24 protein-coding genes and 2 pseudogenes are annotated in these 23,927 nt (G+C 64.2%); 13 read left to right on the forward strand and 13 right to left on the reverse strand.

All coding sequences use genetic code 11. The features are described from left to right. Positions 1 to 359 precede the first annotated feature (359 nt). Positions 360 to 806 (forward strand): helix-turn-helix domain-containing protein, encoded by a 447-nt coding sequence (locus ACFJI0_RS22625; protein ID WP_382322399.1) that lies wholly within the window; start codon positions 360 to 362, stop codon positions 804 to 806. Positions 807 to 942: 136 nt separating this feature from the next. Continuing rightward, entirely contained in the window at positions 943 to 1,131 is a 189-nt protein-coding gene (locus tag ACFJI0_RS22630) for an antitoxin Xre/MbcA/ParS toxin-binding domain-containing protein (protein ID WP_382325790.1), read from the forward strand. Between the two features lie 133 nt (positions 1,132 to 1,264). On the opposite strand, the gene ACFJI0_RS22635 is transcribed toward ACFJI0_RS22630, so the two are convergent. The 6 genes from ACFJI0_RS22635 to ACFJI0_RS22660 form a co-directional block, all read right to left on the reverse strand. Next, entirely contained in the window at positions 1,265 to 1,765 is a 501-nt protein-coding gene (locus ACFJI0_RS22635) for a hypothetical protein (RefSeq protein ID WP_382322400.1), read from the reverse strand. Between the two features lie 10 nt (positions 1,766 to 1,775). Further along, entirely contained in the window at positions 1,776 to 2,327 is a 552-nt protein-coding gene (locus ACFJI0_RS22640; protein ID WP_382322401.1) for a DUF6036 family nucleotidyltransferase, read from the reverse strand. Between the two features lie 36 nt (positions 2,328 to 2,363). Further along, the gene (locus tag ACFJI0_RS22645) at positions 2,364 to 4,154 is read right to left on the reverse strand and encodes an AAA family ATPase (RefSeq protein WP_382322402.1); all 1,791 of its coding nucleotides are present in this window, start codon (positions 4,152 to 4,154) and stop codon (positions 2,364 to 2,366) included. Positions 4,155 to 4,566: 412 nt separating this feature from the next. After that, on the reverse strand, positions 4,567 to 5,076 hold the full coding sequence (locus ACFJI0_RS22650; protein ID WP_382322403.1) for a hypothetical protein: 510 nt from the start codon (positions 5,074 to 5,076) through the stop codon (positions 4,567 to 4,569). A gap of 554 nt (positions 5,077 to 5,630) precedes the next feature. After that, positions 5,631 to 5,990, reverse strand: coding sequence for a LysR substrate-binding domain-containing protein (locus tag ACFJI0_RS22655; protein ID WP_382322404.1), 360 nt, complete (start codon positions 5,988 to 5,990; stop codon positions 5,631 to 5,633). A gap of 16 nt (positions 5,991 to 6,006) precedes the next feature. Beyond that, on the reverse strand, positions 6,007 to 6,564 hold the full coding sequence (locus ACFJI0_RS22660; RefSeq protein WP_382322405.1) for a LysR family transcriptional regulator: 558 nt from the start codon (positions 6,562 to 6,564) through the stop codon (positions 6,007 to 6,009). A gap of 114 nt (positions 6,565 to 6,678) precedes the next feature. On the opposite strand from ACFJI0_RS22660, the pseudogene ACFJI0_RS22665 reads away from it, so the two are divergent. The 5 genes and pseudogenes from ACFJI0_RS22665 to ACFJI0_RS22685 all read left to right on the forward strand — a co-directional run bounded on the left by ACFJI0_RS22665 (position 6,679) and on the right by ACFJI0_RS22685 (position 11,532). After that, positions 6,679 to 8,116: pseudogene (locus tag ACFJI0_RS22665) on the forward strand (NAD-dependent succinate-semialdehyde dehydrogenase). A 35-nt stretch (positions 8,117 to 8,151) separates the two neighbouring features. Beyond that, positions 8,152 to 9,147, forward strand: a complete 996-nt coding sequence (locus ACFJI0_RS22670; protein WP_382322406.1) for a Bug family tripartite tricarboxylate transporter substrate binding protein — start codon at positions 8,152 to 8,154, stop codon at positions 9,145 to 9,147. 14 nt (positions 9,148 to 9,161) lie between these two features. After that, positions 9,162 to 10,158: pseudogene (locus ACFJI0_RS22675) on the forward strand (NAD(P)H-quinone oxidoreductase). 19 nt (positions 10,159 to 10,177) lie between these two features. Beyond that, entirely contained in the window at positions 10,178 to 10,894 is a 717-nt protein-coding gene (locus ACFJI0_RS22680) for a 3-oxoacid CoA-transferase subunit A (RefSeq protein ID WP_382322407.1), read from the forward strand. Continuing rightward, a complete protein-coding gene (locus tag ACFJI0_RS22685; RefSeq protein WP_382322408.1) occupies positions 10,891 to 11,532 on the forward strand; it encodes a 3-oxoacid CoA-transferase subunit B in 642 nt (213 codons plus the stop codon). Before ACFJI0_RS22680 ends, ACFJI0_RS22685 begins: the two co-directional genes overlap by 4 nt. Positions 11,533 to 11,583: 51 nt before the next feature. On the opposite strand, the gene ACFJI0_RS22690 is transcribed toward ACFJI0_RS22685, so the two are convergent. Together ACFJI0_RS22690 and ACFJI0_RS22695 are read right to left on the reverse strand one after the other, a co-directional pair. Further along, on the reverse strand, positions 11,584 to 12,807 hold the full coding sequence (locus ACFJI0_RS22690; protein WP_382322409.1) for an FAD binding domain-containing protein: 1,224 nt from the start codon (positions 12,805 to 12,807) through the stop codon (positions 11,584 to 11,586). 23 nt (positions 12,808 to 12,830) lie between these two features. Next, positions 12,831 to 13,307, reverse strand: coding sequence for a VOC family protein (locus tag ACFJI0_RS22695; protein ID WP_382322410.1), 477 nt, complete (start codon positions 13,305 to 13,307; stop codon positions 12,831 to 12,833). A 247-nt stretch (positions 13,308 to 13,554) separates the two neighbouring features. Here ACFJI0_RS22695 and ACFJI0_RS22700 point away from each other — a divergent pair, with 247 nt between their 5' ends. The 6 genes from ACFJI0_RS22700 (at position 13,555) to ACFJI0_RS22725 (ending at position 18,925) form a co-directional block, all read left to right on the forward strand. After that, positions 13,555 to 14,766 carry an ABC transporter substrate-binding protein gene (locus ACFJI0_RS22700; RefSeq protein WP_382322411.1) on the forward strand — a complete coding sequence of 404 codons (1,212 nt, stop codon included), beginning with the start codon at positions 13,555 to 13,557 and terminating at the stop codon, positions 14,764 to 14,766. Between the two features lie 75 nt (positions 14,767 to 14,841). Beyond that, entirely contained in the window at positions 14,842 to 15,717 is an 876-nt protein-coding gene (locus tag ACFJI0_RS22705) for a branched-chain amino acid ABC transporter permease (protein ID WP_382325792.1), read from the forward strand. Continuing rightward, on the forward strand, positions 15,714 to 16,721 hold the full coding sequence (locus ACFJI0_RS22710; RefSeq protein WP_382322412.1) for a branched-chain amino acid ABC transporter permease: 1,008 nt from the start codon (positions 15,714 to 15,716) through the stop codon (positions 16,719 to 16,721). Before ACFJI0_RS22705 ends, ACFJI0_RS22710 begins: the two co-directional genes overlap by 4 nt. Beyond that, positions 16,711 to 17,463, forward strand: a complete 753-nt coding sequence (locus tag ACFJI0_RS22715) for an ABC transporter ATP-binding protein (protein ID WP_382322413.1) — start codon at positions 16,711 to 16,713, stop codon at positions 17,461 to 17,463. The genes ACFJI0_RS22710 and ACFJI0_RS22715 overlap by 11 nt, the downstream gene beginning before the upstream one ends. Next, positions 17,463 to 18,173: an ABC transporter ATP-binding protein gene (locus ACFJI0_RS22720; protein WP_382322414.1), complete on the forward strand. Its 711-nt coding sequence runs from the start codon at positions 17,463 to 17,465 to the stop codon at positions 18,171 to 18,173. The genes ACFJI0_RS22715 and ACFJI0_RS22720 overlap by 1 nt, the downstream gene beginning before the upstream one ends. Before the next feature lie 47 nt (positions 18,174 to 18,220). Beyond that, positions 18,221 to 18,925 carry a TetR/AcrR family transcriptional regulator gene (locus ACFJI0_RS22725; RefSeq protein ID WP_382322415.1) on the forward strand — a complete coding sequence of 235 codons (705 nt, stop codon included), beginning with the start codon at positions 18,221 to 18,223 and terminating at the stop codon, positions 18,923 to 18,925. A gap of 36 nt (positions 18,926 to 18,961) precedes the next feature. On the opposite strand, the gene ACFJI0_RS22730 is transcribed toward ACFJI0_RS22725, so the two are convergent. Genes ACFJI0_RS22730 through ACFJI0_RS22750 form a run of 5 tightly spaced genes read right to left on the reverse strand, consistent with a single transcriptional unit; the run spans position 18,962 to position 23,927 of the window. After that, the gene (locus ACFJI0_RS22730) at positions 18,962 to 20,272 is read right to left on the reverse strand and encodes an amidohydrolase family protein (RefSeq protein ID WP_382322416.1); all 1,311 of its coding nucleotides are present in this window, start codon (positions 20,270 to 20,272) and stop codon (positions 18,962 to 18,964) included. Further along, the gene (locus ACFJI0_RS22735) at positions 20,269 to 21,111 is read right to left on the reverse strand and encodes an ATP-binding cassette domain-containing protein (RefSeq protein WP_382322417.1); all 843 of its coding nucleotides are present in this window, start codon (positions 21,109 to 21,111) and stop codon (positions 20,269 to 20,271) included. The genes ACFJI0_RS22730 and ACFJI0_RS22735 overlap by 4 nt, the downstream gene beginning before the upstream one ends. Next, the gene (locus tag ACFJI0_RS22740; RefSeq protein WP_382322418.1) at positions 21,095 to 22,105 is read right to left on the reverse strand and encodes an ABC transporter ATP-binding protein; all 1,011 of its coding nucleotides are present in this window, start codon (positions 22,103 to 22,105) and stop codon (positions 21,095 to 21,097) included. Before ACFJI0_RS22740 ends, ACFJI0_RS22735 begins: the two co-directional genes overlap by 17 nt. Further along, positions 22,102 to 22,953: an ABC transporter permease gene (locus tag ACFJI0_RS22745; protein ID WP_382322419.1), complete on the reverse strand. Its 852-nt coding sequence runs from the start codon at positions 22,951 to 22,953 to the stop codon at positions 22,102 to 22,104. The genes ACFJI0_RS22740 and ACFJI0_RS22745 overlap by 4 nt, the downstream gene beginning before the upstream one ends. Further along, entirely contained in the window at positions 22,950 to 23,927 is a 978-nt protein-coding gene (locus ACFJI0_RS22750) for an ABC transporter permease (RefSeq protein WP_382322420.1), read from the reverse strand. Before ACFJI0_RS22750 ends, ACFJI0_RS22745 begins: the two co-directional genes overlap by 4 nt.

A 23,927-nucleotide genomic window follows, 5' to 3' on the forward strand; every position in this document is an offset into this window, starting at 1 on the left:
GGCGTGCGATAACAGCAGGGATACTGCGTGGACATGTCAGAGCTCTTCCTTCAGGAAGGACCATGTCTGTGGCCCATCGAGAAGACGTAGATCAGGTCAAGAAAGAGCAGCTGCAGTGGGTCGATATGAGTAGTGTTTGTCGAATCCTCCGGATTGGAAAGCGACGCGCGAAAGAGTTGATGCAGATGGAGAGGCTTCGTCCAGTAGCAGGGCCAAGTGTGGACGGATCATCAGTCTGGCGCTTTAGGCAGATCGACGTGACCGAGTTGGCGAGGACACTGAAAACGGAAACTCCTGTATAGCCTGCTTGCGCCAAGCTTGGACAGACCTGAGGACTTCTAATAGGGCAGAATGAACCGATGACTACCTTCGCAACCTCTCTCAAGAAAGAAATCGCGCGCATCGCGCGCAAAGAACTGCGCGATGAGTTTGCAATGCTCCGCAAGAGCTCCGCTAGCTATCGTTCCGACATCGCGGAACTCAAGCGAAAGATCAAATCACTGGAGTCTCAGGTCAAGTCGCTGGGGCGTTCGACCTCAAGGGCCGAAGTGGCGCCCAAGGAGATTGCTCCGCCTCCTCGGTCGACGCCAGGGCGCAAGGTGAAATTTGGTCCCACCGACTTGTTGACGTTGCGCCAGAAGCTTGGTTTTACCCAAGCACAGATGGGCACACTAGTTGGCGTATCGTCCCTTTCGATCTACAAGTGGGAAAGCGGGCAGGTGACTCCTCGGGCTACGCAGCTTGAGAAGCTCTTGGCGGTCCGCAAGATCGGCAAGCGTGCTGCAATGGCGCGCCTGCAAGCCTAAGATAGTCTCGCGTGTAAGAAGGCGATCTCTGGCAACTTGCGTTCAGTAGGTGACCAATCATAGAACGAGGTCCGGGCTTTAGATTGCACAATGGATTTCAAGGCTGGTGATGGCAAAGACAACCGCTGAATCGAAGATGCGTTTGCAGGAACTTGAACGCCTGGCAGAAGAGGCGTTTGCGTCACGAGCCGACGCTCGTAGCTGGCTATTGAGGCCACATCCGTTGCTCGAGGGAGCGTCACCGCTCCAAGTAGGAAAGACCGAGGATGGGGCAAGAAGAATTCAGGACATGCTTGTCGCTATCAAGTATGGAGGAGTGGTCTAGCTTGGCATGTTAGATATAGCGCGTGCGGCGGGACGACCACCAACGTTCGTCAATCTCAGTTCCGCACAGTGCGGGCAAGCCCAAGACGCTTAGTTCAGTTTGAATTAGACCGGCAGCATCTCAGTCTGCCGGACTATTCGCCCTGCCGGAGACCTCTAGAAGCTTTCGAGAGCAAGCGCAGCACACGGGGATTTGCCCCGTCCAATACGTGAATGCCATCGCCAAGTTGAGGTAGCTGGACTTCGTAGGCCTCTCCCACCCATTTGGCCACGGCTGCAGATCGGCTGATGCCCCCTTGGCAGTGCACGACCAGCCGTATCTCATCGGGCGTTTCGTGGTGCCGGCCGACAAACTCAACAATGCGCCGCGCGTCGATGAGTTCGGGCGCCTTCTCCTCGTCGTACTTGCAGATCACCTTGTGTTCTTCTTCTGACATCTGGTCTCGCCACTCAGGCTCGCCAGGTTTTTCAAAGGTGTCCACAAAGTGCAGGATCAGATGGTCTCGAAACTGGTGCAGGTGTTCGGGGCGGTTGCACTCTTCAAACTGGTTGAGGATCGAAATGATCACGGTGTCCGAACTCGGCGCAAGCTTGATCGCGTCTTTCACCCCCATGAAACGCACGTCCTTCAACATAGGTTGCTCCTTAGTCTTGTGCGTTGGACATGCCCAGCGCGCGCAAGGCAGGTTCAAAATCTCTCCAGAACCGGTCCGGACCGGAGACCCATTCACCAGCCAGCTCTTGTAGCGGTCCTTGAAGTTCAGCGTCTGATGTCAAGCCCAACTCGAGCAGTTTTCTCACGTCGCGCTCATGCAATCCGGGAAAGAAGTACAACTTGCTGATAGCTAGGTCGACGGGTGAGACGACATGGAGCTGCAAAAGGGAGGTGCCAACATCAAGTCGCGTTGCTCGATCCCGGAATCGCTCTGGCAGGCACGACTTCGTCTCGAAGTAGCCCGGATCCAGTGCAAGCCGAGGCGACGGCACGCAAAGGTGAGGTGCAAGGCCCCAATGGCGCGCGTCCACGATGGCATCGACATCCCTGGGGACGCGCTCACCGTCGTAGAGATGCATGGCCGCACCGCCGGCCAAGTACATGTTCAACGGCGCGCGTAGCTGCATTTCCTCCTCAATTTCCCGGAAGAGTTGCCAGATTTCCTGGGCGATCTCGGTATCAAGAAACAACTTATGGGTCATGGTGACACCCGATGTTCTGCGCTTGGCATGCTGCGTTCAGTGCTTGAGACCGGAACGCATGTTCAGACTAGCCCACGCCGTCAGGTAGCGGGTCAGGAAAACCTTCAGCGCTCGCATGCTGGACACCCTCACGTTGTCTAGCGGCACGATGGACGCGAAGACATCTTTCGGCAGGCCCCAGTCCTGAGCGATGTCCTCCAGCGCAAACGGGATGGCCTTGCGGACGTCGGCGGCTGACGGGCGCCCGAAATGCAGGATCGTGAACCGGGAGCGCAATGCCTCCGGCAACCAGGTCAAGTCATTGGCGGTGGCGATGAAGACCATCCGCGAAAGATCGCACTCCGCCTGAAGGAAGGAATCGAACCACCGGCGGGCGCTCTCCGGCTCCAAGATGCCCAGCAGAAAGCTGGAAGCCGGCGGCGTGTGACGCTCGCCGTCGATGACCTTGTCGATCTCATCTAGCAACACCAGCGCGGATGCCGACTTGTCGTTCAGCAAAGGTTCGAGCAAGACAGAGGGCTGGCCGCTTGCCCACCCTCGCGAAGTACCCGTAAGGGTTCGGATGTCGGACATGCCACCCAGCCCGATCGCCCGAAACGCCAGACCCATCTCCTCAGCGAAGCGCCGGGTGAAGCGGGTCTTGCCTACACCGGGTGGCCCGAGCAACAGCACCGGGCGCAAGCGGAATTCCAGCACCCCAAACTGGCGACACGTCATGAGTTCATCAAAGATGGAGCCGACCGCCGCGCTGGCCCAGGGGAACTCGGCGAGCAGTTTGGTCTGGCTTTCCTCCAGCCGGGGAGCATCGGGCAGCAGGGCGACAGGCTGCGCAGATTCCAGCGGCTTGAAACGCTCCAGCACAGCTTTGTCGCTGGAGTCGTTGGCCGGGGGCACTGGCCCGCGCACAACGATGCGATATGGCACCTTCTGGTCTTCCGCGCCGTATGTCGCCGGTACCGTCGCCGGCGGTTCCTGCGCTTGTTTGACCGAGACTTGACCTCTACGAGCTGCCAGCACCGCATCATTGGCTTCGGTGAGCCGCTTGAGGACAGAGTCGTACATGCCATTCTGAAGCGGATCCATCCTGGCGGCCCCAGCTGCTTTCGTGTCGGACATAGGATCCAAGAGGGCTCCGTGCCTCAGCGCTACCCAGATGGGCGGAGCTGTCTCCGTGTGAAACTCCAACCGGTCACAGGTTGTCCATTCCCTGTTCTGGGGTCTGCCGTACTGGACGAACAAGCTCAGCAACTCCGCGGCCTTGAAGCACTCCATGAATCCCAGTGCTGCCGTTCCGCGCCACATCAGATTTTTCAGCAACTCCTGAGCGCGCTCCATGCACGGCCAAAGGGATTGGCCGACCAGGCGGCCCACCGGCAGCTCCAGCGTGGCGGCCGTCAGGATAAAGATTCGCTCCGTGGACTCACTCGACTCCCGGCGCTTGATGGTGATGCCTGCTGCGCAGAGGTGGGCCGTGGCAAAGGCGTGAAGCAGGTTCACTGACCAAGTCAGCCGGTCGAGGAGGCGGAAGAGATCGATCATGAAGGCCTCCACGTTCATGTCCGCTGCGTGGGTTCTTAGCCACCGACCGATGTACCGAATCGAGGCGCAGCGCAGTGTCTCACTGCTTCGCGGGTCAAGCGCGTGGCAGACGTACCGCTCCAGCTCAATCAGGTGCGCGCCAGATCCACTGGGGAATGGCAAGGCCAGAAGCAGGGGGTGTCGAAGCTGGAAGGGGAGGTTGGTGAACAGAGCTTGCGCCCTGGCGGGAATGCGGAATTCCGGATGTGATGTTTCCATGCTGCTCTCCACAAGAACGTTGCGGTTCAAGCTGCGCAGCAGCCTTCGGAGAGCAACCAACAGGGCGGGGAATCGATGTGATTCCCGCCCGCTTGGGGTGAACTTTACGGCCGAGTCAAGGACGTTGCAAGGGCTCTCAAACTCCTCTCAGGTGATGAGCTGTGTAGGAGATATTCGGGATGCAACGAGATGACATTAAGGTCGACTTTTTTCATAGGGAGATGCTCAAGATCGACCGCCTGTCATTTCGTTTCGACCGATATGTATGCATCGCCAAGTGGTCTTGCTTTTCAACGCAGAGCCGGGTGCGAAGACAACTCTTGTGACCCTCCGACAGCTCTTCACTCCCCTCGCGCGCAACACCTTTGTCGACGTTGAGTCTCGCTTATCTGGTTGCCATATCGCCATGAGCATTGGCACTGCGCGTTGCTGGCACTACCGTTCATTTCAGTTTTGCGCGCCAAACGCCTCGTGCCTTCCCTGCACCGGTCGCGGCGCCGTCCGTGTTCAAGCGCTCCAGTTGCCAGACATTCGCGCGTGAAGCGGCGTTGAGCGCCGAGGTCACACTCGCACCCTCCGTCATGTCCTTCAACTCGTACTCCAACCGTGCCTCGCCGGTCTCAGCATCGAAGGTCAGCTGAACCAGCCGCACATGGGCGAGGTCCGGATGCTCGATAGCGTCGTACAAGCGGTTCCAATCCCGTTGCATCAGGCGCAGAGCGGCCTTCTCGCTCGCCTCGCGCGGATTGACGGCGGGTGCCACCGGTGCCGACCTGGCCTTGAGCTCGGCTTGCAAACGGTCCAGCTCCACCTGCAGGCCTTGCCGGATCTGGTGCTGCTGCCAGACCTGCCAGCCTGTGAAACTCGCGATGGACAGCAGGATCACCGCCGTGACCAGCCAGATGACTTTCCACGCACGAGGCTCCACGAACTGGATGCGAACGGGCTTCATGCGAGCACCTCCCAATGGCCCGCCCACACCGCCGGTGCGTGTGGCGACTGCCGCTGATGGGGCAACACCTGGGGCGAGAAACGAACGCTCACGCCCTCCACTGGCAGTGCAGCCGCAGCCGAATCGATCAGCTCGGTGACGGCGCCCGGCTCGTGCACGCTGACGCGCCGAACGCTCCTGGGCCGACAGCCCGGGGCACTCGCCGCCGTGGTCCACAAGGGCTGCATCGAAGCCAGACGTCCACCACGCAGAATCGGTTACCGGTCTTGTTCCGTGTCGGGCAATGGCGTGGCGGACAAGTCTTGCCCACTGCCCTATCGGCACGCGCACGCGAAGCTGAAGAAAAAAGTGGCTCGGCCCATATACGCGGTCGCCCTGCCCGCGGGCGCGCGATCAAATGCCCTGGGCAAAGTGGCGAACGGGCCCCACAAACCTTGCTGGAAAGAAGTGGCCGCACCACGGCAACGCACACCAGGCCGGCCCGCCGCACCCGCTTCGAACCCGTTGCGCCCTGTGGCATGCGCTTGAGGCACCGGCGCGATCAGGCAACCACGTCATGGCAGCCGCCTCTGCATGGCGCGCTGCCAACTTGCAGGTCGACCGACATGGTCCGAAAGCGCGGTCACGAAGGCCTTCAAACGGGCGCTGGGACGTCGCAACGCCCGCACGAGATGGATGCCCGTGATCTCGGCGGGGGGCATTCCCTTCGGATGCAGAGCCACCAGTTCTCCACTGCCAATATCGTGCCCCACCACCCAGTCCGGCAGGCGCACGATCCCCGCACCCGCCACCGCAGCCTGCCGCTGCGCTTCGAAGTCATCGGACTCAAACACACAGTGGCGATATTGCAGCAAGTCGTCCCCCAGGACTTCGCGCCATCCCAGGGGACTTTGGCTGCGGCGCTTGTCGATCAATCGATGGTTTTCCAACTCATCCAGCGAATGGAGAGCACCGTGGCGCGCCAGGTAATCCGGGGCCGCACACACCACGTAGGTTTGGTCGGTCAGCTTGGTGCTGATGAGCGTGCTGTCTGGAAGGCTGCGCAAAGCGGATGGCCAGATCCAGCCGCTCCGTGGTCGGATCGGCGATCCGCTCCGTCAAGTCCAGCTCAACGCTCAGGCCCGGATGGGTATGGAACATCTGCGCGAGACAGGGAACCACGTATCGGCGCCCGAATGTGGGCAGGCAACTGACCCGCAGCACGCCCTCCACCGCCGCCTCGAACGAAACCACTTCGCTGCGTGCGTCGGCGAGATCGCTCAAGATCTTGACGGCGCGGCTGAACAGGAGCTTGCCGGCATCGGTCGGGCGCAACGCACGCGTCGAGCGTGTGAACAGCGACGCCTTCAACTCTTCCTCCAGCGCATCGATCTGCCGCGCCACCGAGGACACAGCCACGCCTCTGCGCCGCGCGACCGCAGAGAACGACCCCGCACGCACCGTATCGACGAAAACCTCCAGGTTCTCCATGGTGCGGGCCTGACTCATCTTTGCACATCCTGCAAAGACGTTTCGCGAACGCTGGGATTGTTCTCAATGAATGACATCCCTACGATTCTCTTGACTTCAACAGATTTGAGCAAGCAGAGCAAAGGAGATCACATGGCGACGCCATACGACGAGTTGTTTCTTTTCATCGACGGAGAGTGGATCGACCGCAGAGACCGCGAAACCTCCGCGGTGCTCAACCCGGCAACAGGCGGTGTGATCGGCCACGTGCCGCACGCGCGTCAGGCCGACCTGGAGCGAGCGTTGCAGGCAGCCGATCGTGGTTTCGCCGTCTGGCGCAGAACAGCCGCGTACGACCGGGCCAAGGTGCTGCGCCGCACGGCCGAACTCCTGCGCGAGCGCGCCGACGCCATCGCCAAGCAACTGACCCTGGAACAAGGCAAGGCGCTGCACGAGGCGCAGTATGAAGCTGCGCAGCTCAGCCGACTACTTTGAATGGTTTGCAGAAGAAGGGCGCCGCGTCTACGGGCGCACCGTCCCTTCCAGGCGCCCGCAGGTGCACCAGCGCGTTCACAAGGAGCCCATCGGCCCTGTCGCGGCCTTTGCGCCCTGGAACTTCCCGGCCATCACCCCCAGCCGAAAGATCGCAGCCGCGTTGGCGGCAGGTTGCTCCGTCATCATCAAGCCAGGCGAGGAGTGCCCCGCGACGGCCCTGGCCATCGCCCGCGCCCTGGATGACGCGGGGTTGCCCAAAGGCGTGCTGAACGTGGTGTTCGGCGTACCCGATCAGATCTCGCGCCACCTCATTGAGTCGCCAGTGATCCGAAAGGTGTCGTTCACGGGCTCGGTCCCGGTGGGGCGCGTGCTTGCCGCCCAGGCCGGTCGGGCCCTCAAGCCCATCACGCTGGAATTGGGTGGGCATGCCCCTGTGCTGGTCTTCGCCGACGCAGACCTCGACACAGCGGCTCATCTTCTGGCCGCAAACAAGTTCCGCGGCACAGGGCAGATCTGCCTGTCGCCCACGCGCATTCTGGTGCAGCGTTCTGTGTATGAGTCATTCCTGGACAAGTTCGTCGCCCAGACGCAGGCCTTGAGGATCGGTGATGGCCTCGATCCGGGGACCCAGGTCGGACCGGTGTCCAATGAGCGGCGCATCGAGGCCATCCGGGCCCTCGTGGCCGACGCACGCGCATGCGGTGCCACGGTGCGGGCCGGAGGCGAGCGCATCGACCGGCCGGGCCTATTCTGGCAGCCCACCATCCTCGCGGATGTGCCGGCGCATGCGAAGGTCATGCACGAAGAGCCTTTCGGCCCGCTGGCCATCGTCCTTCCGTTCGACTCGATCGATGACGCCCTCGCGGAAGCCAATCGATTGCCCTACGGGTTGGCCGCTTACGCATTTACCGAGTCGGCACGAACCGCCATGCGCGTGAGCAACGAGCTCGAGGCCGGAATGATCGGCATCAACCACGCACAGATGATCGTCTGCGAGTTGCCATTTGGCGGCATCAAGGACAGCGGTCACGGCTCCGAAGGCGGCGCCGAGGGCATTCAGAGCTACCTCAACACCAAGTTCATCAGCCAAGTCTGAACCGCATCCCCCTTCGACAAGTAGGAGACATCGACATGAAGTTCACGCAACGCGCCCTCGGGATCACTCGCGCACTCGCATTGGCCGTTTCAGCCGCGGCGTTGTGCGGCCATGCCCTCGCCCAGGACACGTACCCCAGCCGCCCGATCACACTGGTCGTCCCGTTTCCCGCTGGCGGCGTCACCGACGTGGTGGCGCGCGAGCTCGCGCATCGGCTTGGTGCTGCGCTCGGGCAGCCCGTGGTGGTCGACAACCGGGCAGGCGCGGGGGGCAACATCGGCACGCAGGCGGTCGCACGCGCCGCGCCGGACGGCTACACGCTGGGCGTCCTGACCGTCAGCGCACTGTCCATCGCGCCCCACTTGAGCCGAAAGCTGCCGTTCGATCCCTCGCGCGACTTCACGCCGATCACCAATCTGGTCAATACACCCGGTGCCTTGATCGCCGGGCCTGGCACGCCTTTCAACAGCTTCTCGGAGTTCGTCAAGTACGCAAAAGCGAATCCGGGCAAGGTCACCTACGCCAGCGTCGGCCCCGGTTCGATCCCGCACCTGACTGCGGAAATCCTGGCCAAGGCGGTCAAGGTCGACATGGTCCACATCCCCTACAAGGGCGCCGCACCCGCGATGCAAGACCTGCTCGCGAACCACGTTGATCTGTCCTTCGAGACGTCACTGGCCACCACCATGTCCCACCACGCCAATAAGCGCATCAAGGTGTTGGCGATCACTGGGCCGAGTCGAGTCAGCGTATTGCCCGATGTGCCGACCGTGGCCGAATCCGGCTACCCCGGCTTCGGCGTGCAGGGGTGGTTCGGCCTCCTGGGGCCGCGCGGCCTGCCGCCGGCCATGGTGGACAAGCTCAACCAGGCGGCCGTCCAGGCCTTTGCCGACCCTGCGCTGCGGCACCGGATGGAACAGCTCGGCATGCAGCCCGACACCAGCAGTCCGCAGCAGTTCCGACAGTTTCTGGCGGTGCAGGACAAGGCTTGGGCGGAGTCGGTCAAGGGCCTGAACATCACCCTGGAATAAAGGACGGGAACCCCATGCAAGCCATCGTTTTCGACGCGTTCGGAGGTCCCGAGGTGCTCGTGTCCCGCGAGGTCGAACGCCCCTGCGCTCGCCCCCATGACCTTCTGGTGGCCAATGCCTCGATCGGCGTGAACCGGGCCGACATTTCACATCGAAAGGGGGCCTACGGCCGTGCCCACTTCGGCGACTCGGACATCATGGGCCTGGAAATCGCCGGCACCGTGGTGGAGCTTGGATCGCAGGTGCGCGGCTATGCCGTGGGCGACCGTGTCATGGGTATTGTGGGTGGGGGGCGCCTATGCCGAGTTTTCCCGCATCGATCATCGGATGGCCATGCGCGTTCCGCCGGGGCTCGCGTTGGCAGACGCGGGCGCGGTGGCCGAGGTGTTCGTGACCGCCCATGAGGCGCTGTTTCACCTGGCCCGCCTTCAGACCGGCGAAACTGTGTTGATCCATGCGGCTGCTGGCGGAGTGGGCTCGGCCGCAGTCCAACTTGCACACGCTGCCGGGGCGCGGGTGTTCGCGACGGCCGGCGGTGACAAGCGCCATGCCGTCCACGGCTTCGGCGCTGATGAGGTCATTGACTACCGCACCGAGGACTTCCAGAACGTGGTCGATCAGAAGACGGACGGAAAGGGCGTGGACGTGGTGATCGACTTTATCGGCGCGCCGTATCTGGAGCGCAACGTGCGATCCCTGGCGGTGGGCGGTCGCATGGTGGTCGTCGGCCTGCTTGGCGGCACGCAGGGCGCAGCCCTGCCTCTGGATGCGCTGCTGTACCGGCACTTGCAGATATTCGGCACGGTGATGAAGTCTCGGTCGCCCGAAGTCAAGCAGGCCATGACGCAACGCTTTGCGCAGCGGTGGCTTGAGGCACTCGCCGCCGGCGCGATCCGCCCGGTGATCGACAGCACCTTTGCACTCGCTGACGCCGCCGATGCACACCGGCGCATGGAATCGGGCGAAAGCGTGGGAAAGATCCTGCTGATTCCGGCAACCGCTGCGCACTGATACACCGCTGGAAACGCCCGTGATCAACAAGATCGCCGCCTCGGTCGCCGAGGCGCTCACCGGCATCGAAGACGGCGCCACCGTGCTCATCGGTGGTTTCGGCACCGCCGGCATTCCCGGTGAACTCATCGACGGCCTGATCGACCAGGGCGCGCGCGAGCTCACCGTGGTCAACAACAACGCCGGCAACGGCGACACCGGCCTGGCCGCGCTGCTCAAGGCAGGGCGCGTGCGCAAGGTCATCTGCAGCTTCCCGCGCCAGGCTGACAGCCATGTGTTCGACGCGCTCTACCGCAGCGGCCAGCTCGAACTCGAGCTGGTGCCGCAAGGCAACCTGGCCGAGCGCCTGCGCGCCGCCGGTGCCGGCATCGGCGCCTTCTTCACGCCCACCGGCTTCGGCACCGAACTCGCGAAGAACGCCGACGGCAGCGCGAAGGAAACGCGCGTGATCAACGGCAAGCCCTATGTGCTGGAGTACCCGATCTTCGGCGACGTGGCGCTCATCAAGGCCGAGCGCGGCGACCGCTGGGGCAACCTCACCTATCGCAAGGCCGCGCGCAACTTCGGCCCGGTGATGGCGACCGCCGCGAAGCGCACCATCGCCAGCGTCTACGGGATCGCCGAACTCGGCAGCTTCGACCCCGAAGCGGTGGTGACGCCCGGCATCCACGTGAGCGCCATCGTGCAGATCCCCCGCGTGCGCACGCAGGCCGGCGGTTTCAAGGAAGCGGCATGAGCTACACGAGAAGAACCAAAGACGAACTCGCGCGCCGCGTGGCGCAGGACATCCACGACGGCGCCTACGTGAACCTGGGCATCGGCCAGCCCACGCTGGTGGCCAACCACCTGCCCCCGGGCATCGAGGTGGTGCTGCACAGCGAGAACGGCATCCTGGGCATGGGCCCGGCGCCGGCCGCGGGCGAGGAAGACTACGACCTGATCAACGCCGGCAAGCAGCCGGTCACGCTGCTGCCCGGCGGCGTGTTCTTCCACCACGCCGACAGCTTCGCGATGATGCGCGGCGGCCACCTGGACATCTGCGTACTCGGCGCCTTCCAGGTCTCGGCCACCGGCGACCTGGCCAACTGGAGCACCGGCGAAGCGGGCTCCATCCCGGCGGTGGGCGGCGCGATGGACCTGGCCATCGGCGCCAAGCAGACCTGGGTGATGATGGACCTGCTCACCAAGCAGGGCGCGAGCAAGGTGGTGGCGCAGTGCAGCTACCCGCTCACCGGCATCGGCTGCGTCAAGCGCATCTACAGCGACCTCGCCACGCTGGCGTGCACGCCGCAAGGTCTGAAGCTGATCGACAAGGTCGAGGGCCTGGAACACGCCGAGCTCGAAAAGCTCGTGGGCCTTCGGGTGGCCGCCTGAAGCCCGCTTTCAAGGGCTTTCGCACGTCAAGATCGAAGTGCCCGATGGCACCTAGGCTTCATGCGCCACGGGCGAAACAGCCGTCTCCCGCATGACCGCTTCGGTGGACCGATACCGCTCCGCCATTTCACGCTCGTGCGCGGTCAGCAACTGGGCTTGCATGTAGGCGCCCAGGGCACGCGCGTGCCCGACGATGAATTCACCAAAGGCGCGGCGCTCCTGGTCGTAGGCTTGCAGCGCAGACGCGACGCTTGAAGCCCCCGACAGGGCGCGCACCAGCGCGACCGCATCGCCCCCGGCCTTCGTGACGCCCATGCCACAGTGCGGACGCGCCACGAAGGCGGCATCCCCCAGCAAGGCCACGCGCCCAAACGACAGCTGCGAGCTCTCCAGGTCGAAGATCGGCTGGAAGAAGAGCGACTCGGTCTTCTCAACCACTTCGGCGAACTGCGGCGCGAGCACTTCGCGAGCCGCCTGGCGCGCCTGGGCAAGGATCGAGGCGCGGATCAGCGGCGGAGGGATGCCGTCGGACCACACCTTCCCGGTCGAATCGGTCACCATGTCTTTGAGCGTGGTGGACTCTTCGGCGGGGCGGTACCACACGAAATTGAAGCGGCGCGTACCCGTCTTCACCGAGTTGTTCTTGCCCGCGACGGGGTAGGCAATCATCTGCTCCTGGGGAGGCAACCCGAACGCGAAGTACGGAAAGAGCTCCTGGAGCGTTCGCTCGGACAGGGCGGCCTCCTCGACGAGCCCCCTCCACGCGATATAGCCCGCATACATAGGCCTGGCTTGCGGCAGCAGGCTGCTTCGCACGGCTGAGCGAACGCCGTCGGCCGCCACCAGCAATGCCGCACGGGCTTCGGACCCATCCGAGAACGACGCCGTGACGCCATGTTCGTCCTGCGCAAACGATGCCAGTTGCTTGCCGTTGTGATAGCGGTCCTCGGGAAATGCCGACTTCAGAACGCTGTAGAGCCGGCCCCAAGCCGTCAGGATCTGGGGCAAGGGCTGCTTGCGCTGCACCGAGCCATCCAGATTGAGCGTGACCCGCTCCTGCACAGAGATGCCAATGGTGTCATCGATGGACACACCCGCCATCGCCAGCGCGGTCATGAGTTCGGGATGCGTCACGATGCCCGCGCCACGTCCTTCCAGTGCTTCGGCCACCCGCTCGTAGACGTGAACGTCCCAGCCCGCGCGGTGCAGCATGTTGGCCGCCAGAAGCCCTCCCAAAGACCCACCGATGACGATGGCGGATTTGGATGTTTGCATGGTTGTCTCCTTGTGAAACCGGGTCACCGACCGCCGCTGTGACGGCCCTGATCGGCATCGGCCCTGGCAGGCGCCTCGCTGGCGGGGAAGTTGATTTCGACGGTCAAGCCTGAAGGCTCTTCAACAAACACCTGGTGCAGCCCCAGGCTGGGAACGGTGCGCTCGCGATACGCCAGGCCGGCGGCCTTCAACCGACGGTGCATGCCGGGCAGGTCCGTGGCCAGGAAGGCCACGTGATCGACCGCGCCGCTTCCATGGAGCGAGGCTTGTGGCTTGTCGCCCAAGTATTCCACCAGGCCCGCCTGATCGTCCGGATCCATCCCGATGATGTGCACCACCCCGTAGTCGGACTCGTCCCCACCTTGGTAGAGCCAGATCCCCGGGAACTGGAACGGCGGTCGAAACCCCTCCCTGAACCCCATCACGTCGACATAGAAACGCCTGGTCGCCTCCATGTCGGTGGTTCGTATCGAGAAGTGAGCCAGCTTGCTGATCGCCATATGAATATCTCGCCCTTTAAGTTATCGATGGATAAATAGTATCCGAAAACGAAGAGCCTGCGCAAGAGGCGACGCATCCACGACGACAACAGGCATGGCTTTCCTGCAAAGATTTACAGAGAAGTACTGCGACGGCTTCACGGACTAGGGTTTTCACCATGTATTTATCAATCGAAAAATAGTTGAATTCACCACTCAAATGATCACTCGATCAATATCGCCCCGTTCAACACCCACAGGAGGCCCTATGCCCAGAATCCTCTCCCTCTCCCATCTCGCTGGTTGCCTGCTGGCGGGTCTGGGCCTTCTGTCGGGCGCGGTCGGCGCCCAGACGATCAAGATCGGTCTGCCGATTCCCTTGACTGGGCCCTACGGCGCGGAAGCCAAGGACCAGGCGCGCAACGCCGAACTCGCGGTCAAAGAGTTCAACGCAGCAGGCGGGCTGGGTGGCCGCCAGGCCGAGCTGCTCGTGCGCGACGACAAGCTCAACCCGGGAGAAGCCGCGACACGCACACTCGAACTGCTCGAGAAAGACGGCGCCCACTTCATCGTAGGAGGGCTGTCCGCAGCGACCCAGCTGTCCATCAACAACGTGACCAGACAGCGCAAGGTGGTGTACATCTCGATCAGCCAGTCCGATGTCATCAACGAGGCTTCCGACGCAAGCCCCTACACCTTCCACGAGGCCCTCAATCCGCACATGACCACGCAGGCCGTGGGTCGCTACGTGTTCAAGAAGGGCATGCGGGTCGCCTTCCTGACGGCGGACTACGCCTACGGCCATGAGATGACGCGGGGGTTCACGCGGGTCGCACGCGAGATGGGCGCGGAGGTGGTGGGTGAGGTCAAGCACCCCCTGGGCCACCAGGACTACTCGGCGTTCCTGCCCCGCATTCAGGCGATGAAGCCCGACGTGCTCATCTTCAACAACTTCGGGAACGACAACCGCATCGCCATCAAGCAGGCGGGCGATTTCGGCATGAAGAAGGGGATGCAGTTCGTCACGCCCATCCTCACCTACACCGCGCGGGTGGCCGGCGGTGCCTCCACCTACGAAGGTGTGATCGGCGGGACCCAGTACTTCTGGGAGATTGAAGACAAGACGCCGAGCGCCAAGGCGTTCAACACCGCATTCAAGGCTGCCAACGAGAATCGCTACCCGTCCGACTACGGGGCGATGGCCTATTCGGCCGTCAAGAGCCTGCTGATCGCCGTCAAGAACGCAGGCAGCACCCAAAGCGAGGCGGTCGCCGCTGCGCTCTCGCAGCTCAGGTACGACACCTACAAGGGACCGCAGTACTACCGGGCATGCGATCGCCAATCGGTCCAGTCGGTGCTGGTCATCCAGTCCAACAGCAAGGAAGCCGGGGATCCCTCCGATGTCTTCCAGGTTCTGCACGTCGAGCCCGGCAGCGAGAAACTCCTGCGCAGCTGCCAGGAACTGGGCCACAAGGGCTAAACAGGACCGGACGCCGCAACCCGGCCGCGCATGGCGCGGCCGGCGGCAGATCCCATCCAGGCAAAACCCATGGAAATCACCTTCGACCTTTTGGCACTCCAGTTGTTCACGGGCTTGGCGCTGGGCGCCATCTACGTGCTGCTTGCCGTCGGGCTCTCGCTCATATTCGGCATGCTCACGGTCGTGAACTTCGCGCATGGCGCTTTCTTCATGCTCGGGGCCTACATCGGCGTATTCGCCGCAGAGAAAACCGGCAGCTTCTGGCTCGCGCTGCTCATTGCGCCCGTGGTGGTCGCCTCCTTCGGGATGGCTTGCGAGCGCTGGCTGATCCGCCCGCTCTACGGTCGGGGCATCGACTATCCCTTGCTGCTCACTTTCGGCCTGGCCTACATGATGGTCGAAGCGGTTCGCATGGTCTGGGGGAAATCGGGCCTGCCGTTTGACACCCCCGAACTGCTGCAAGGTGCGACGGATCTGGGCTTTGCCCAGTTTCCGACGTACCGCCTCTTCGTCATCGGTGTGGTGGCGGTCCTGATCGCCTCTTTGTGGCTGCTGATCGAAAAGACGCCGTTCGGCCTCATCGTCCGCGCTGGCGCGCGCGACCCGGTGATCGTGCGGGTGCTGGGCATCGACGTGTCGCGCGTGTGGCTGGTCGTGTTTGGCGTGGGCACCGGCATCGCGGCACTGGCCGGGGTGCTTTCCGCCCCGCTTCAGGGCGTCTCGCCCGAGATGGGCACCTCCGTGCTCACCGTGGCGTTCGTGGTCACCGTGGTCGGCGGCATGGGCTCCCTGATGGGCGCCGTGGTGGCCGGCCTTCTGGTGGGGGTCGTTGAAAGCATGGCCGTGCTGTTCTTCCCCGAGGCCGCCAAGGTGTCCATGTTCCTGATCATGGCCACCGTGCTGCTCATCCGCCCCCAGGGCTTGTTCGGCCGCGCCGGGCTGATGTCATGAAAGACCTTCCGATGCATACGTCTGTGTCACCTTCGAGCGCGCCTGCACCAGGCACGCTGCGCCGCATTCTCGGGCTTGTCGAAAGGCATCGGGTGTTGGCCACGGCAGTGTTCTTTGCCGTGTTCCCCCTGTTGATGCCCTACGAGTCCGTCGCGATCAACATCCTGATCTACGGCCTGTACGCGGTGGGCTTCAACCTGCTCTTTGGCTACACAGGCCTGCTTTCGTTCGGGCACGCGGCCTTTCTCGGCGTGGGGGCCTACACCGCAGGCATTCTGATCTCCCAGCACCAGGTGAGCTGGTGGCTCGCCGTGCCGGCGGCCATCGCGATGAGTAGCCTGGTGGCACTGCTGATGGGCTTGCTGGCCATCCGCACCCGCGGCATCTATTTCGCGATGGTGACGCTGGCGCTGTCCCAATGCGTCTACTTCCTCGTCTATCAACTCCCGGCATCGGGCGGGGAGAACGGTCTTCGAGGCGTCAACGTGGCCGAGATCTCCTTGCCCGGCATGACGATCAACCTGCTGGACCCGGTTCAGAAGTACTTCTTCATGTTCGGCTTCGTGGTGTTGGCCATGTGGCTGCTGTCGCGGATTCTGGCGTCGCCCTTTGGCGGCGCGATCGAAGCGGTCCGCGAGAACGAGGCGCGCGCCCGGGCCTGCGGCTTCGACATCGAGCGCACCAAGCTGCTGGCCTTCGTGCTTTCAGCGGGCTTTTGCGGGCTGGCCGGTGCGCTTAACGCCATTCACCTGGGCAGTGTCCCCATCGAAACGCTTCACTACGCCACCTCCGGCATGGTCGTGATGCTGTGCCTCCTGGGTGGCATGGGCACCTACTTCGGTCCCTTCGTCGGAGCGGCATTGTTCCTGCTGATCCAGGACCGCGCCTCTGCATGGACCGAGCACTGGCAGATGATCGTCGGGGCGGTCTTCATCTTCTTCGTCCTGTTCTTCCCCAGGGGCGTGTGGGGAACCCTTCTTCAAAAGTTGAACCATGGCCGCTGAACCCATCATCGAAACCCAGTCCGTCGGCAAGGTGTTCGGCGGCTTCAAGGCGCTGACCAATGTGAGCGTGAAGGTGCAAGCCGGCATCCTCACTTCCATCATCGGGCCCAATGGCGCCGGCAAGAGCACGTTCTTCAACCTGCTGTCGGGCGCCTTCGCCCCCAGCGCGGGGCGGGTGCTGTTCCAAGGGCGCGACATCACGGGCATGCGCGCGCACGAGTTTGCGCACATCGGCATCGCCAAATCCTTCCAGATCACCAACCTGTTTCCCAACTTCACCGCCCTGGAGAACGTGCGCATCGCCCTGCAGGCCCACGTCTGCCGCTACGCGCTGTGGCGCAGGCGATCGGATCTGCAAGGCTTGACCGAGAAAAGCATGAGCCTGCTCGAGACCGTCGGCCTGGCACCGCGCGCCCGGCACCTCGCGCGTGAACTCGCCCACGGCCAGCAACGCGCGCTGGAGATCGCCGTGGCACTGGCGGCCGATCCGAAGTTGCTGCTGATGGACGAGCCCACCGCCGGGATGAGCCCCGAGGAGACCCAGGTGATGATGGCGCTCATCCGAAAGCTGGTCGGGGAGCGCTCGGTCGTCCTGGTGGAGCACAAGATGAAGATGGTGATGGGCATCAGCGAGCGCATCGTGGTGCTTCATCACGGAGAGCTGATTGCCGAAGGCCGGCCGGAGGACATCCGCTCCAACGAGCTCGTCAAGCGCGTGTACCTGGGACAGGGGAACCACTGATGGCGATGCTCGAAGTCACCCAATTGAATGCCTGGTACGGCAGCAGCCATGTGCTGCAAGGCGTCAGCCTCGAAGTGGGCCAAGGCGAGCTGGTGTGCCTGATCGGCCGCAATGGCGCGGGCAAGACCACCACCGTCAAGAGCATCTGCGGCCTCATGCAGAAGGTCAGCGGCTCGGTGAAGTTCGACGGTGCCGAGCTCCTTGCCGTGCCGGCGCACCGTCGCTTCGCCATGGGCCTGGCCTATGTGCCCGAAGAGCGCAGGATCGTGCCGGGCCTGACGGTGCGGGAAAACATCCGCCTCGGCCTCCTGGCCTCGCCCATGCGAGGGCGGGAGGCGCAGGTCATCGAGGAAATCGCCGAGACCTTTCCCCGCCTCAAGGAGCGGCTGGACCAGCAGGCCGTCACGATGTCTGGCGGCGAGCAGCAGATGCTGGCGATCGCGCGAGCGGTCGCGGCCAAGCCCAAGATGGTGCTGCTCGACGAGCCCTCGGAAGGCATCATGCCGGTCCTGGTCGATGAAATGTTCGAGTACTTCGCTGCTTTGAAAAAGGCCGGTGTGACGATCCTGCTGATCGAGCAGAACGTGGGCCTAGCACTGAGGATCGCGGACCGCGCCTACATCCTGGACCAGGGCGAGCTCGTCTACAGCGGCTCGGCGCAGGCGATGCTGGCCGACCAGGCCATCCAAGAGCGGTATTGCGCGGTGTGAGCAAGTGATAATTAGCCGATCTCCTGCTTTCTCGTCCAGCTGCAACCATGACCGACAAGCGCGCCCCCCGGACCCCTCCAGCCGCCCCCCCCGCGGCAGCGCCTGCCGAGCGCACCGCACCCAGGCGGCGCCTGGCCCCGGAAGACCGGGAGCACGAGATCGTGCAGCGCGCCGTGGCCTTCTTCGCCAGCCACGGATTCGCCGCGAGCACACGCGATCTGGCCAAGGAGCTCGATATCACGCAGCCGCTGCTCTATCGGTACTTCCCCAACAAGGAGGCGCTGATCGACCGGGTGTATGAAGAAGTCTTTATTCGGCGCTGGAATCCCGAGTGGGAGGAGTGGCTGGCCGACCGCTCGCTGACGCTGAAGGAGCGCCTGTGCCGCTACCTCAAGGACTACGGCCGCTTTGTGCTGCGCAGCGAGTGGGTCCGGATCTTCATCTACGCTGGCCTGAGCCGCGGCGGCATCAACCAGAAATACCTGGCCCGGCTGCGCGAGCGGCACTTCATGGTGATCGCCAGCGAACTCCGGCGCGAGTACGGCATTCCCGAACCGAGGGACGAATCGGAGCTGGAAGACGAGCTCGACCTCATCTGGGCGATGCACTCCAGCGTCTTCTACATCGGCGTGCGCAAGTGGATATATGAGCTGCCCACGCCGAAGAACCTCGACCGGGTCATCGATCTGCGCGTGGAGGCCTTCTTGCGCGGCGTGCCTGCCGTCCTGTCGGAAGAGCGGCGCGCACGCTAGCGCGCACGGGGGCGGGCGCGCACCAGGCCCACCCCGTCACGCCGCGCCGATCAATCTCTGCCGCGCCTCGTCCGCGAGGCGGTGCGCCCGCTGCGCATCGAAGCCCAGGACGCGCCCACCCCGGACGCGAACCACCCCGTCGACCAGCACGGTGTCGATGTCGCGCGCGCTGGCCTGCAGCAATACATAGGCGCAGGGATCGCCCGCCGCACCACCGAATGCATCCTTGCGCACGAGCACGATGTCTGCCCGCTTGCCGACGGCGATCGAGCCGATGCGGTCGGCCATTCCCAGCACGGTCGCGGCCTCGAGGGTGGCACTGCGCAGCAGGTCGCGCGGTCGAAATAGCGGCATGCCCTCGGCCGGCGCCGGCCGCCGCGTGGCGACCGGTGCGCGCTCACGCGCGACGCACCCGTCGATGTAGCCCTGCACATGAAAGAGGTACCGAAGCTGCTGGAGCGTGTCCGATGCCACGTGGCAGGGCACGTCGCATCCGTAGACCACGGGTACGCCCATTAAGCGCGCGCGCCGCACCACGTCGGCCGGCGTGCCCTGGACGTCGGCCGACGGGGTGAAACACAGCGGCATCCCGGCGCTGGCGATGGCCTGGAGCTCCCCGTCGGTGATCAGGTTGCCGTGGATCGCCAGCAGGTCGGGGCCCAGAAGACCGTCGGCGAGCAGTTGGTCAATGTCGTTGGCCGCGTTGACGTGAATGCAGCTCATCGCCCCGTGTTCGCGCGCGAAGGCCAGTTGCGCGGACAGCCCCGGTGCGCCAACGGACTCGATGCCGAAATGGACGCTCGTCATGCCCGCCGCTTCGTGGAACCGCTGGAAGATCTGCGCCGCATCGGCAAAGCGGGCGCGCGCGCTGGCAAAGCCGTCAGGCTGCTCGTTCATGAACGAGTAGGTGAAGACGTGCCGGATGCCCGACTCCTTCAACCCGGCGATGGCCGCCTCCGCGTCCCCGGGCCTGGCGATGTTGTGGCAGTAGTCAACCACCGTGGTGGTGCCGCATGACAGAAGTTCCGAGCCGCCGATCCAGCCGCCACGGTGGTTGTCCTGCGCGCAAAAGCGCCGCCGCAGCGGCAGCAGTTCGCCGAAATACCGGCCGCCCCAGAGGTCGGGAACCCAGTTGCGCAACACGGTTTGCCACAGGCAGGTGTGCGCATCGATGATGCCGGGAAGCGCGATGCAGCCCGAGGCATCGATCACCTGCGCATCCGCCGCCGGCAGCGCCGGACCGATCGCGACGATCTCGCCGTCCTGCACCAGGATGTCGGCAGCGGGCAGGTCGCCCGCTTCGTCCATGGTCACCACATCGGCCTGGCGCAGGAGCAGCCTGCTCATGCCGGGGCACCCGCGAGTTGCAGCCTCGCCCTGGCCGGGTCCGCCATCGGGCTGCTGGCCAAGAGGGTCTTCGTGTAAGCGTGCTCTGGAGCGGCAAACAGCGCCTCGCTGGCCGCCAGCTCGACCATGCAGCCCTTGTGCATCACGCCCACGCGGTCGGCGATCTGCCTCACCACGGCCAGGTCGTGTGCGATGAACACGTAGGTGAGCTGGAACTCGGCCTGCAGATCCATCATGAGGTTGATCACTTGCGCCTGCACCGACACGTCCAGCGCGGACACGGGCTCATCGGCCACGATCAGATCGGGCTGCACGGCGAGCGCGCGCGCGATGCCGATGCGCTGGCGCTGACCACCCGAGAACTCGCGCGGATACAGATCCAGGCTGCGCGCCGGCAGACCGCACGCGTCAAGCAGGCGGCGCGCGCGGTCTTCTGCGGCCTGCCCCTGCGCCACGCCAAAATTGCGCATGGGTTCGAGCAAGGCATCGCGCACCGTCATGCGGGGGTTGAGAGAGGAATACGGGTCCTGAAACACCATCTGCATGCGGCGCCACACCGCGCGCTTTCGGGCGCCGGAACCGCCGTGGACGTCCTGCCCATCGAGCAGCACCTGACCCCGGGTCGGCGCCAACAGGCCCGCGATCATTCTTCCCAGCGTGGACTTGCCGGACCCGGACTCTCCCACAATGCCGAGCGTTTCACCGCGGTGCACCTCCAGGCTCACCTCATCGACAGCGCGAAAAACGCCAGACGAACCCCAGCCTCGCGCGGCGAAGTCCCGGCCGGCGCCGTTCACCTGCAGCAGCGGGCGCGTCACCCTGTCATTGGCGAACGGCATGTGTCTTCTCCTGTAGGTCGGGCCTCACCCAGCACGCCACGCTGTGGAACTCATCCGCTTCGACCCGAGTGGGCTCCTGCGTGCGGCACTGGTCGGTGGCGTGGCTGCAACGGGGCGCGAACCGGCAGCCCGCCGGCGGCGCCGCTAGGTCCGGCGCCTGGCCGGGAATGGCCGCGAGCCGTTCTCCCCGGGGGAAATCCAGGCGAGGGACGGCATTGAGCAGCGCCCAGGTGTAGGGATGCCGGGGCGCAGAGAAGATGGCGTCCACCGGCCCTTCCTCCACGATGCGGCCGGAATACATCACCGCGACGCGGTCGCAGAGACTGGCGACCACACCCATGTTGTGCGTGATGAAGAGCACGGCGGTCTGCGAGTCCTGGTTCAACGCGCGCAACAGTCGCAGGATCTGCAGCTGCACGGTGACGTCAAGCGCTGTCGTCGGCTCGTCGGCGATCAGCAGCCTGGGTGCGTTCGCAATGCCCATGGCGATCATCGCCCGCTGGCGCATGCCGCCCGAGAACTCGTGCGGGTACTGGCGCGCCCGCTCGACAGGGTTGCCAATGCCCACCCGGGTGAGAAGCTCCCGCGCCTTTGCCCAAGCAGTGCGGCGCGCCACCGGTTGATGCAACTCGATGGCCTCTGATAGTTGGGCTCCCACGCGCAACACCGGGTTGAGCGAGGTCATCGGGTCCTGAAACACCATCGACAGATCACCACCGCGAAGTCTGCGCATGGCGGCGGCGTCAAGCGTCAGCAGGTCCTGCGCCCCGAGGCGAATCCGGCCCCGCGCCACCCGTGCCACGGCAGGCAGAAGCCGCATGATCGACTTGGCGAGCAATGACTTCCCCGAGCCGGACTCGCCGACCACGCCCACGATCTCCCCGGCGCGGATCTGAAGCGAAACGCCTTGCAAGGCCGAGAATGCGCGCCCACCGGGGGCGGCGATATCGATGTGAAGATCGTCCACATCCAGAATCGTGTTCAGATCCGTCATGAGGTGCTCGCGGAGTCGCCGTGCGCGGCACGGATGCCGTCGCCTAGCAGATTGAGGCCGAGGATGGTGAGGGAGAGCGCCAGGCCCGGGAAGGTCGAGATCCACCAGCCATCGCGGATGAACAACTGGCCTTGCTGCAACAGCAGTCCCCAACTCGGGTGAGCCACATCGCCCAGACCGAGGAAGCTGATGAACGACTCCAGCAGGATGGCCGATCCCGCCTGCAGGGAAGCGCTCACGGCAATGATGGGCACCACGTTGGGAAGGATGTGGCGGCCGATCACACGAAATGTGGATGCGCCGCCCATGATCGCCGCCAGCACGAACTCTTCCTTGCGCAGCACCAGCACCTGGGCACGCACCACGCGCGCAGTGGCCGGCCAGCTGAGCAGGCCCAGCACCAGGATGATCTTCCAGATGCCCGAGCCCACCAGGGCCACCACGATCAGCGCCAGAAAGAACCGGGGAATGATCTGGAAGGCTTCGGTCACGCGCATGACGATGGCATCGAAAGTCCCGCCCAGGTAACCGCAGGCCGCTCCGACGGCCACGCCGATCAACACCGCGATCAACGCACTGAATGTGCCCACCATCAAAGAGATCTGCCCGCCGTGGGCCACCCGGGCGAGCACATCGCGCCCCAGGTCGTCGGTGCCCAGCCAGTGAGTCGCGCCCGGGGGCTCCCGCAAGGCTTCGCTCATGGTCGATGGCGAGTGCTGCAGCATCCCGGCGACCACAGTGCACAGCAGCACGGCCGCCAGCAGCAGGAGCAGGCCCGTTCGGCCCGACGGGTTGAGCGCGCGCCAGACCGGCCAGGGCCTCGCGTGGGTGGCATTCACCGCGGTCATCGGGCGGTCCTCGGATCGAGCACCGACACCAGCGCGTCGGTGATCATGTTGGCCAGCACCACCATCACGGAGGTGAAGATGAAGCAACCCGTGAGCAGCGGAAAGTCGCGCCTAAAAATGGCATCGAAGAAAAGCCGCCCCAGACCCGGCCAGCCAAAGACGATTTCGGTGACCACCGATCCCGCCAGCAAAAAGCCGAACTCCAGGCCCAGCACGGTGACGGTGGTGACCAGCGCATTCGGCAAGGCATGGCGCCACAACACCCGCGCCGGGCTGGCGCCTTTGGCCCGGGCCACCGTCACATAGTCCTGGCGCAGCGCCTGCACCATGGCCGCGCGGGTGAAGCGGGTGACGACCGCCAATTCGAACAGCACCAGGCTGGTGACAGGCAGCACCATGTGGCGAACGCGGTCCACCAACAACTCGAACCCCTCGAAGGACTCGCGTGCCGACCCCATGCCGTTGCTGGGCAGCCAACCCAGCCAGACCGAAAAGGCCAGGATCAGCAACTGCCCGATCCAGAACGCCGGCATCGAGTAGCCCGCCAGCGACAAGGTGGTGACCGCCGTGTCGGCGGCCGTTGCGGGGCGCGAGGCGGCGAGGACCGCCAGCGACACCCCGATGACGCTCGCGATGGCCAGGCTGGTGAGGGTGAGCAGGAAGGTGACCGGCGCATGCGCAAGGATCAGTTCTGCCACTGGCTTGCGGAAGTAGATCGACGTCCCGAGGTCCCCCTGCAAGGCCGAACCCACGTAGATGGCGAGCTGCTTGGGCACGGGCTCGTCAAGGTGGTACTGCGTGCGGATCTTCTCCAGGAACTCGGGCGCTGGCGCATCACCGGCCAGCAGCACCGCCGGATCGGTGGGCGACAGTCTGATCAGGACAAAGGTCAGCACCACGATGGCCATCACCACGGGGACGGCCATCATCATGCGACGGCCGATGGCCATCGCCAGGTGGGCAGGCGCGCTCAT

The sequence above is a fragment of the Hydrogenophaga sp. UC242_53 genome (genome assembly GCF_042696965.1).
Taxonomy (GTDB): Bacteria; Pseudomonadota; Gammaproteobacteria; order Burkholderiales; family Burkholderiaceae_C; genus Hydrogenophaga.

Excerpts from the sequence above, each read along its gene's own strand:
- ACFJI0_RS22625 (WP_382322399.1), top strand. The coding sequence starts at position 360 with ATGACTACCTTCGCAACCTCTCTCAAGAAAGAAATCGCGCGCATCGCG.
- ACFJI0_RS22745 (WP_382322419.1), bottom strand. The coding sequence starts at position 22,953 with ATGACCGCGGTGAATGCCACCCACGCGAGGCCCTGGCCGGTCTGGCGC.
- ACFJI0_RS22635 (WP_382322400.1), bottom strand. The coding sequence starts at position 1,765 with ATGTTGAAGGACGTGCGTTTCATGGGGGTGAAAGACGCGATCAAGCTT.
- ACFJI0_RS22740 (WP_382322418.1), bottom strand. The coding sequence starts at position 22,105 with ATGACGGATCTGAACACGATTCTGGATGTGGACGATCTTCACATCGAT.
- ACFJI0_RS22730 (WP_382322416.1), bottom strand. The coding sequence starts at position 20,272 with ATGAGCAGGCTGCTCCTGCGCCAGGCCGATGTGGTGACCATGGACGAA.
- ACFJI0_RS22750 (WP_382322420.1), bottom strand. The coding sequence starts at position 23,927 with ATGAGCGCGCCTGCCCACCTGGCGATGGCCATCGGCCGTCGCATGATG.
- ACFJI0_RS22630 (WP_382325790.1), top strand. The coding sequence starts at position 943 with ATGCGTTTGCAGGAACTTGAACGCCTGGCAGAAGAGGCGTTTGCGTCA.
- ACFJI0_RS22715 (WP_382322413.1), top strand. The coding sequence starts at position 16,711 with ATGGCCGCTGAACCCATCATCGAAACCCAGTCCGTCGGCAAGGTGTTC.
- ACFJI0_RS22725 (WP_382322415.1), top strand. The coding sequence starts at position 18,221 with ATGACCGACAAGCGCGCCCCCCGGACCCCTCCAGCCGCCCCCCCCGCG.
- ACFJI0_RS22640 (WP_382322401.1), bottom strand. The coding sequence starts at position 2,327 with ATGACCCATAAGTTGTTTCTTGATACCGAGATCGCCCAGGAAATCTGG.
- ACFJI0_RS22660 (WP_382322405.1), bottom strand. The coding sequence starts at position 6,564 with ATGAGTCAGGCCCGCACCATGGAGAACCTGGAGGTTTTCGTCGATACG.
- ACFJI0_RS22735 (WP_382322417.1), bottom strand. The coding sequence starts at position 21,111 with ATGCCGTTCGCCAATGACAGGGTGACGCGCCCGCTGCTGCAGGTGAAC.
- ACFJI0_RS22690 (WP_382322409.1), bottom strand. The coding sequence starts at position 12,807 with ATGCAAACATCCAAATCCGCCATCGTCATCGGTGGGTCTTTGGGAGGG.
- ACFJI0_RS22685 (WP_382322408.1), top strand. The coding sequence starts at position 10,891 with ATGAGCTACACGAGAAGAACCAAAGACGAACTCGCGCGCCGCGTGGCG.
- ACFJI0_RS22670 (WP_382322406.1), top strand. The coding sequence starts at position 8,152 with ATGAAGTTCACGCAACGCGCCCTCGGGATCACTCGCGCACTCGCATTG.
- ACFJI0_RS22695 (WP_382322410.1), bottom strand. The coding sequence starts at position 13,307 with ATGGCGATCAGCAAGCTGGCTCACTTCTCGATACGAACCACCGACATG.
- ACFJI0_RS22650 (WP_382322403.1), bottom strand. The coding sequence starts at position 5,076 with ATGAAGCCCGTTCGCATCCAGTTCGTGGAGCCTCGTGCGTGGAAAGTC.
- ACFJI0_RS22720 (WP_382322414.1), top strand. The coding sequence starts at position 17,463 with ATGGCGATGCTCGAAGTCACCCAATTGAATGCCTGGTACGGCAGCAGC.
- ACFJI0_RS22700 (WP_382322411.1), top strand. The coding sequence starts at position 13,555 with ATGCCCAGAATCCTCTCCCTCTCCCATCTCGCTGGTTGCCTGCTGGCG.
- ACFJI0_RS22710 (WP_382322412.1), top strand. The coding sequence starts at position 15,714 with ATGAAAGACCTTCCGATGCATACGTCTGTGTCACCTTCGAGCGCGCCT.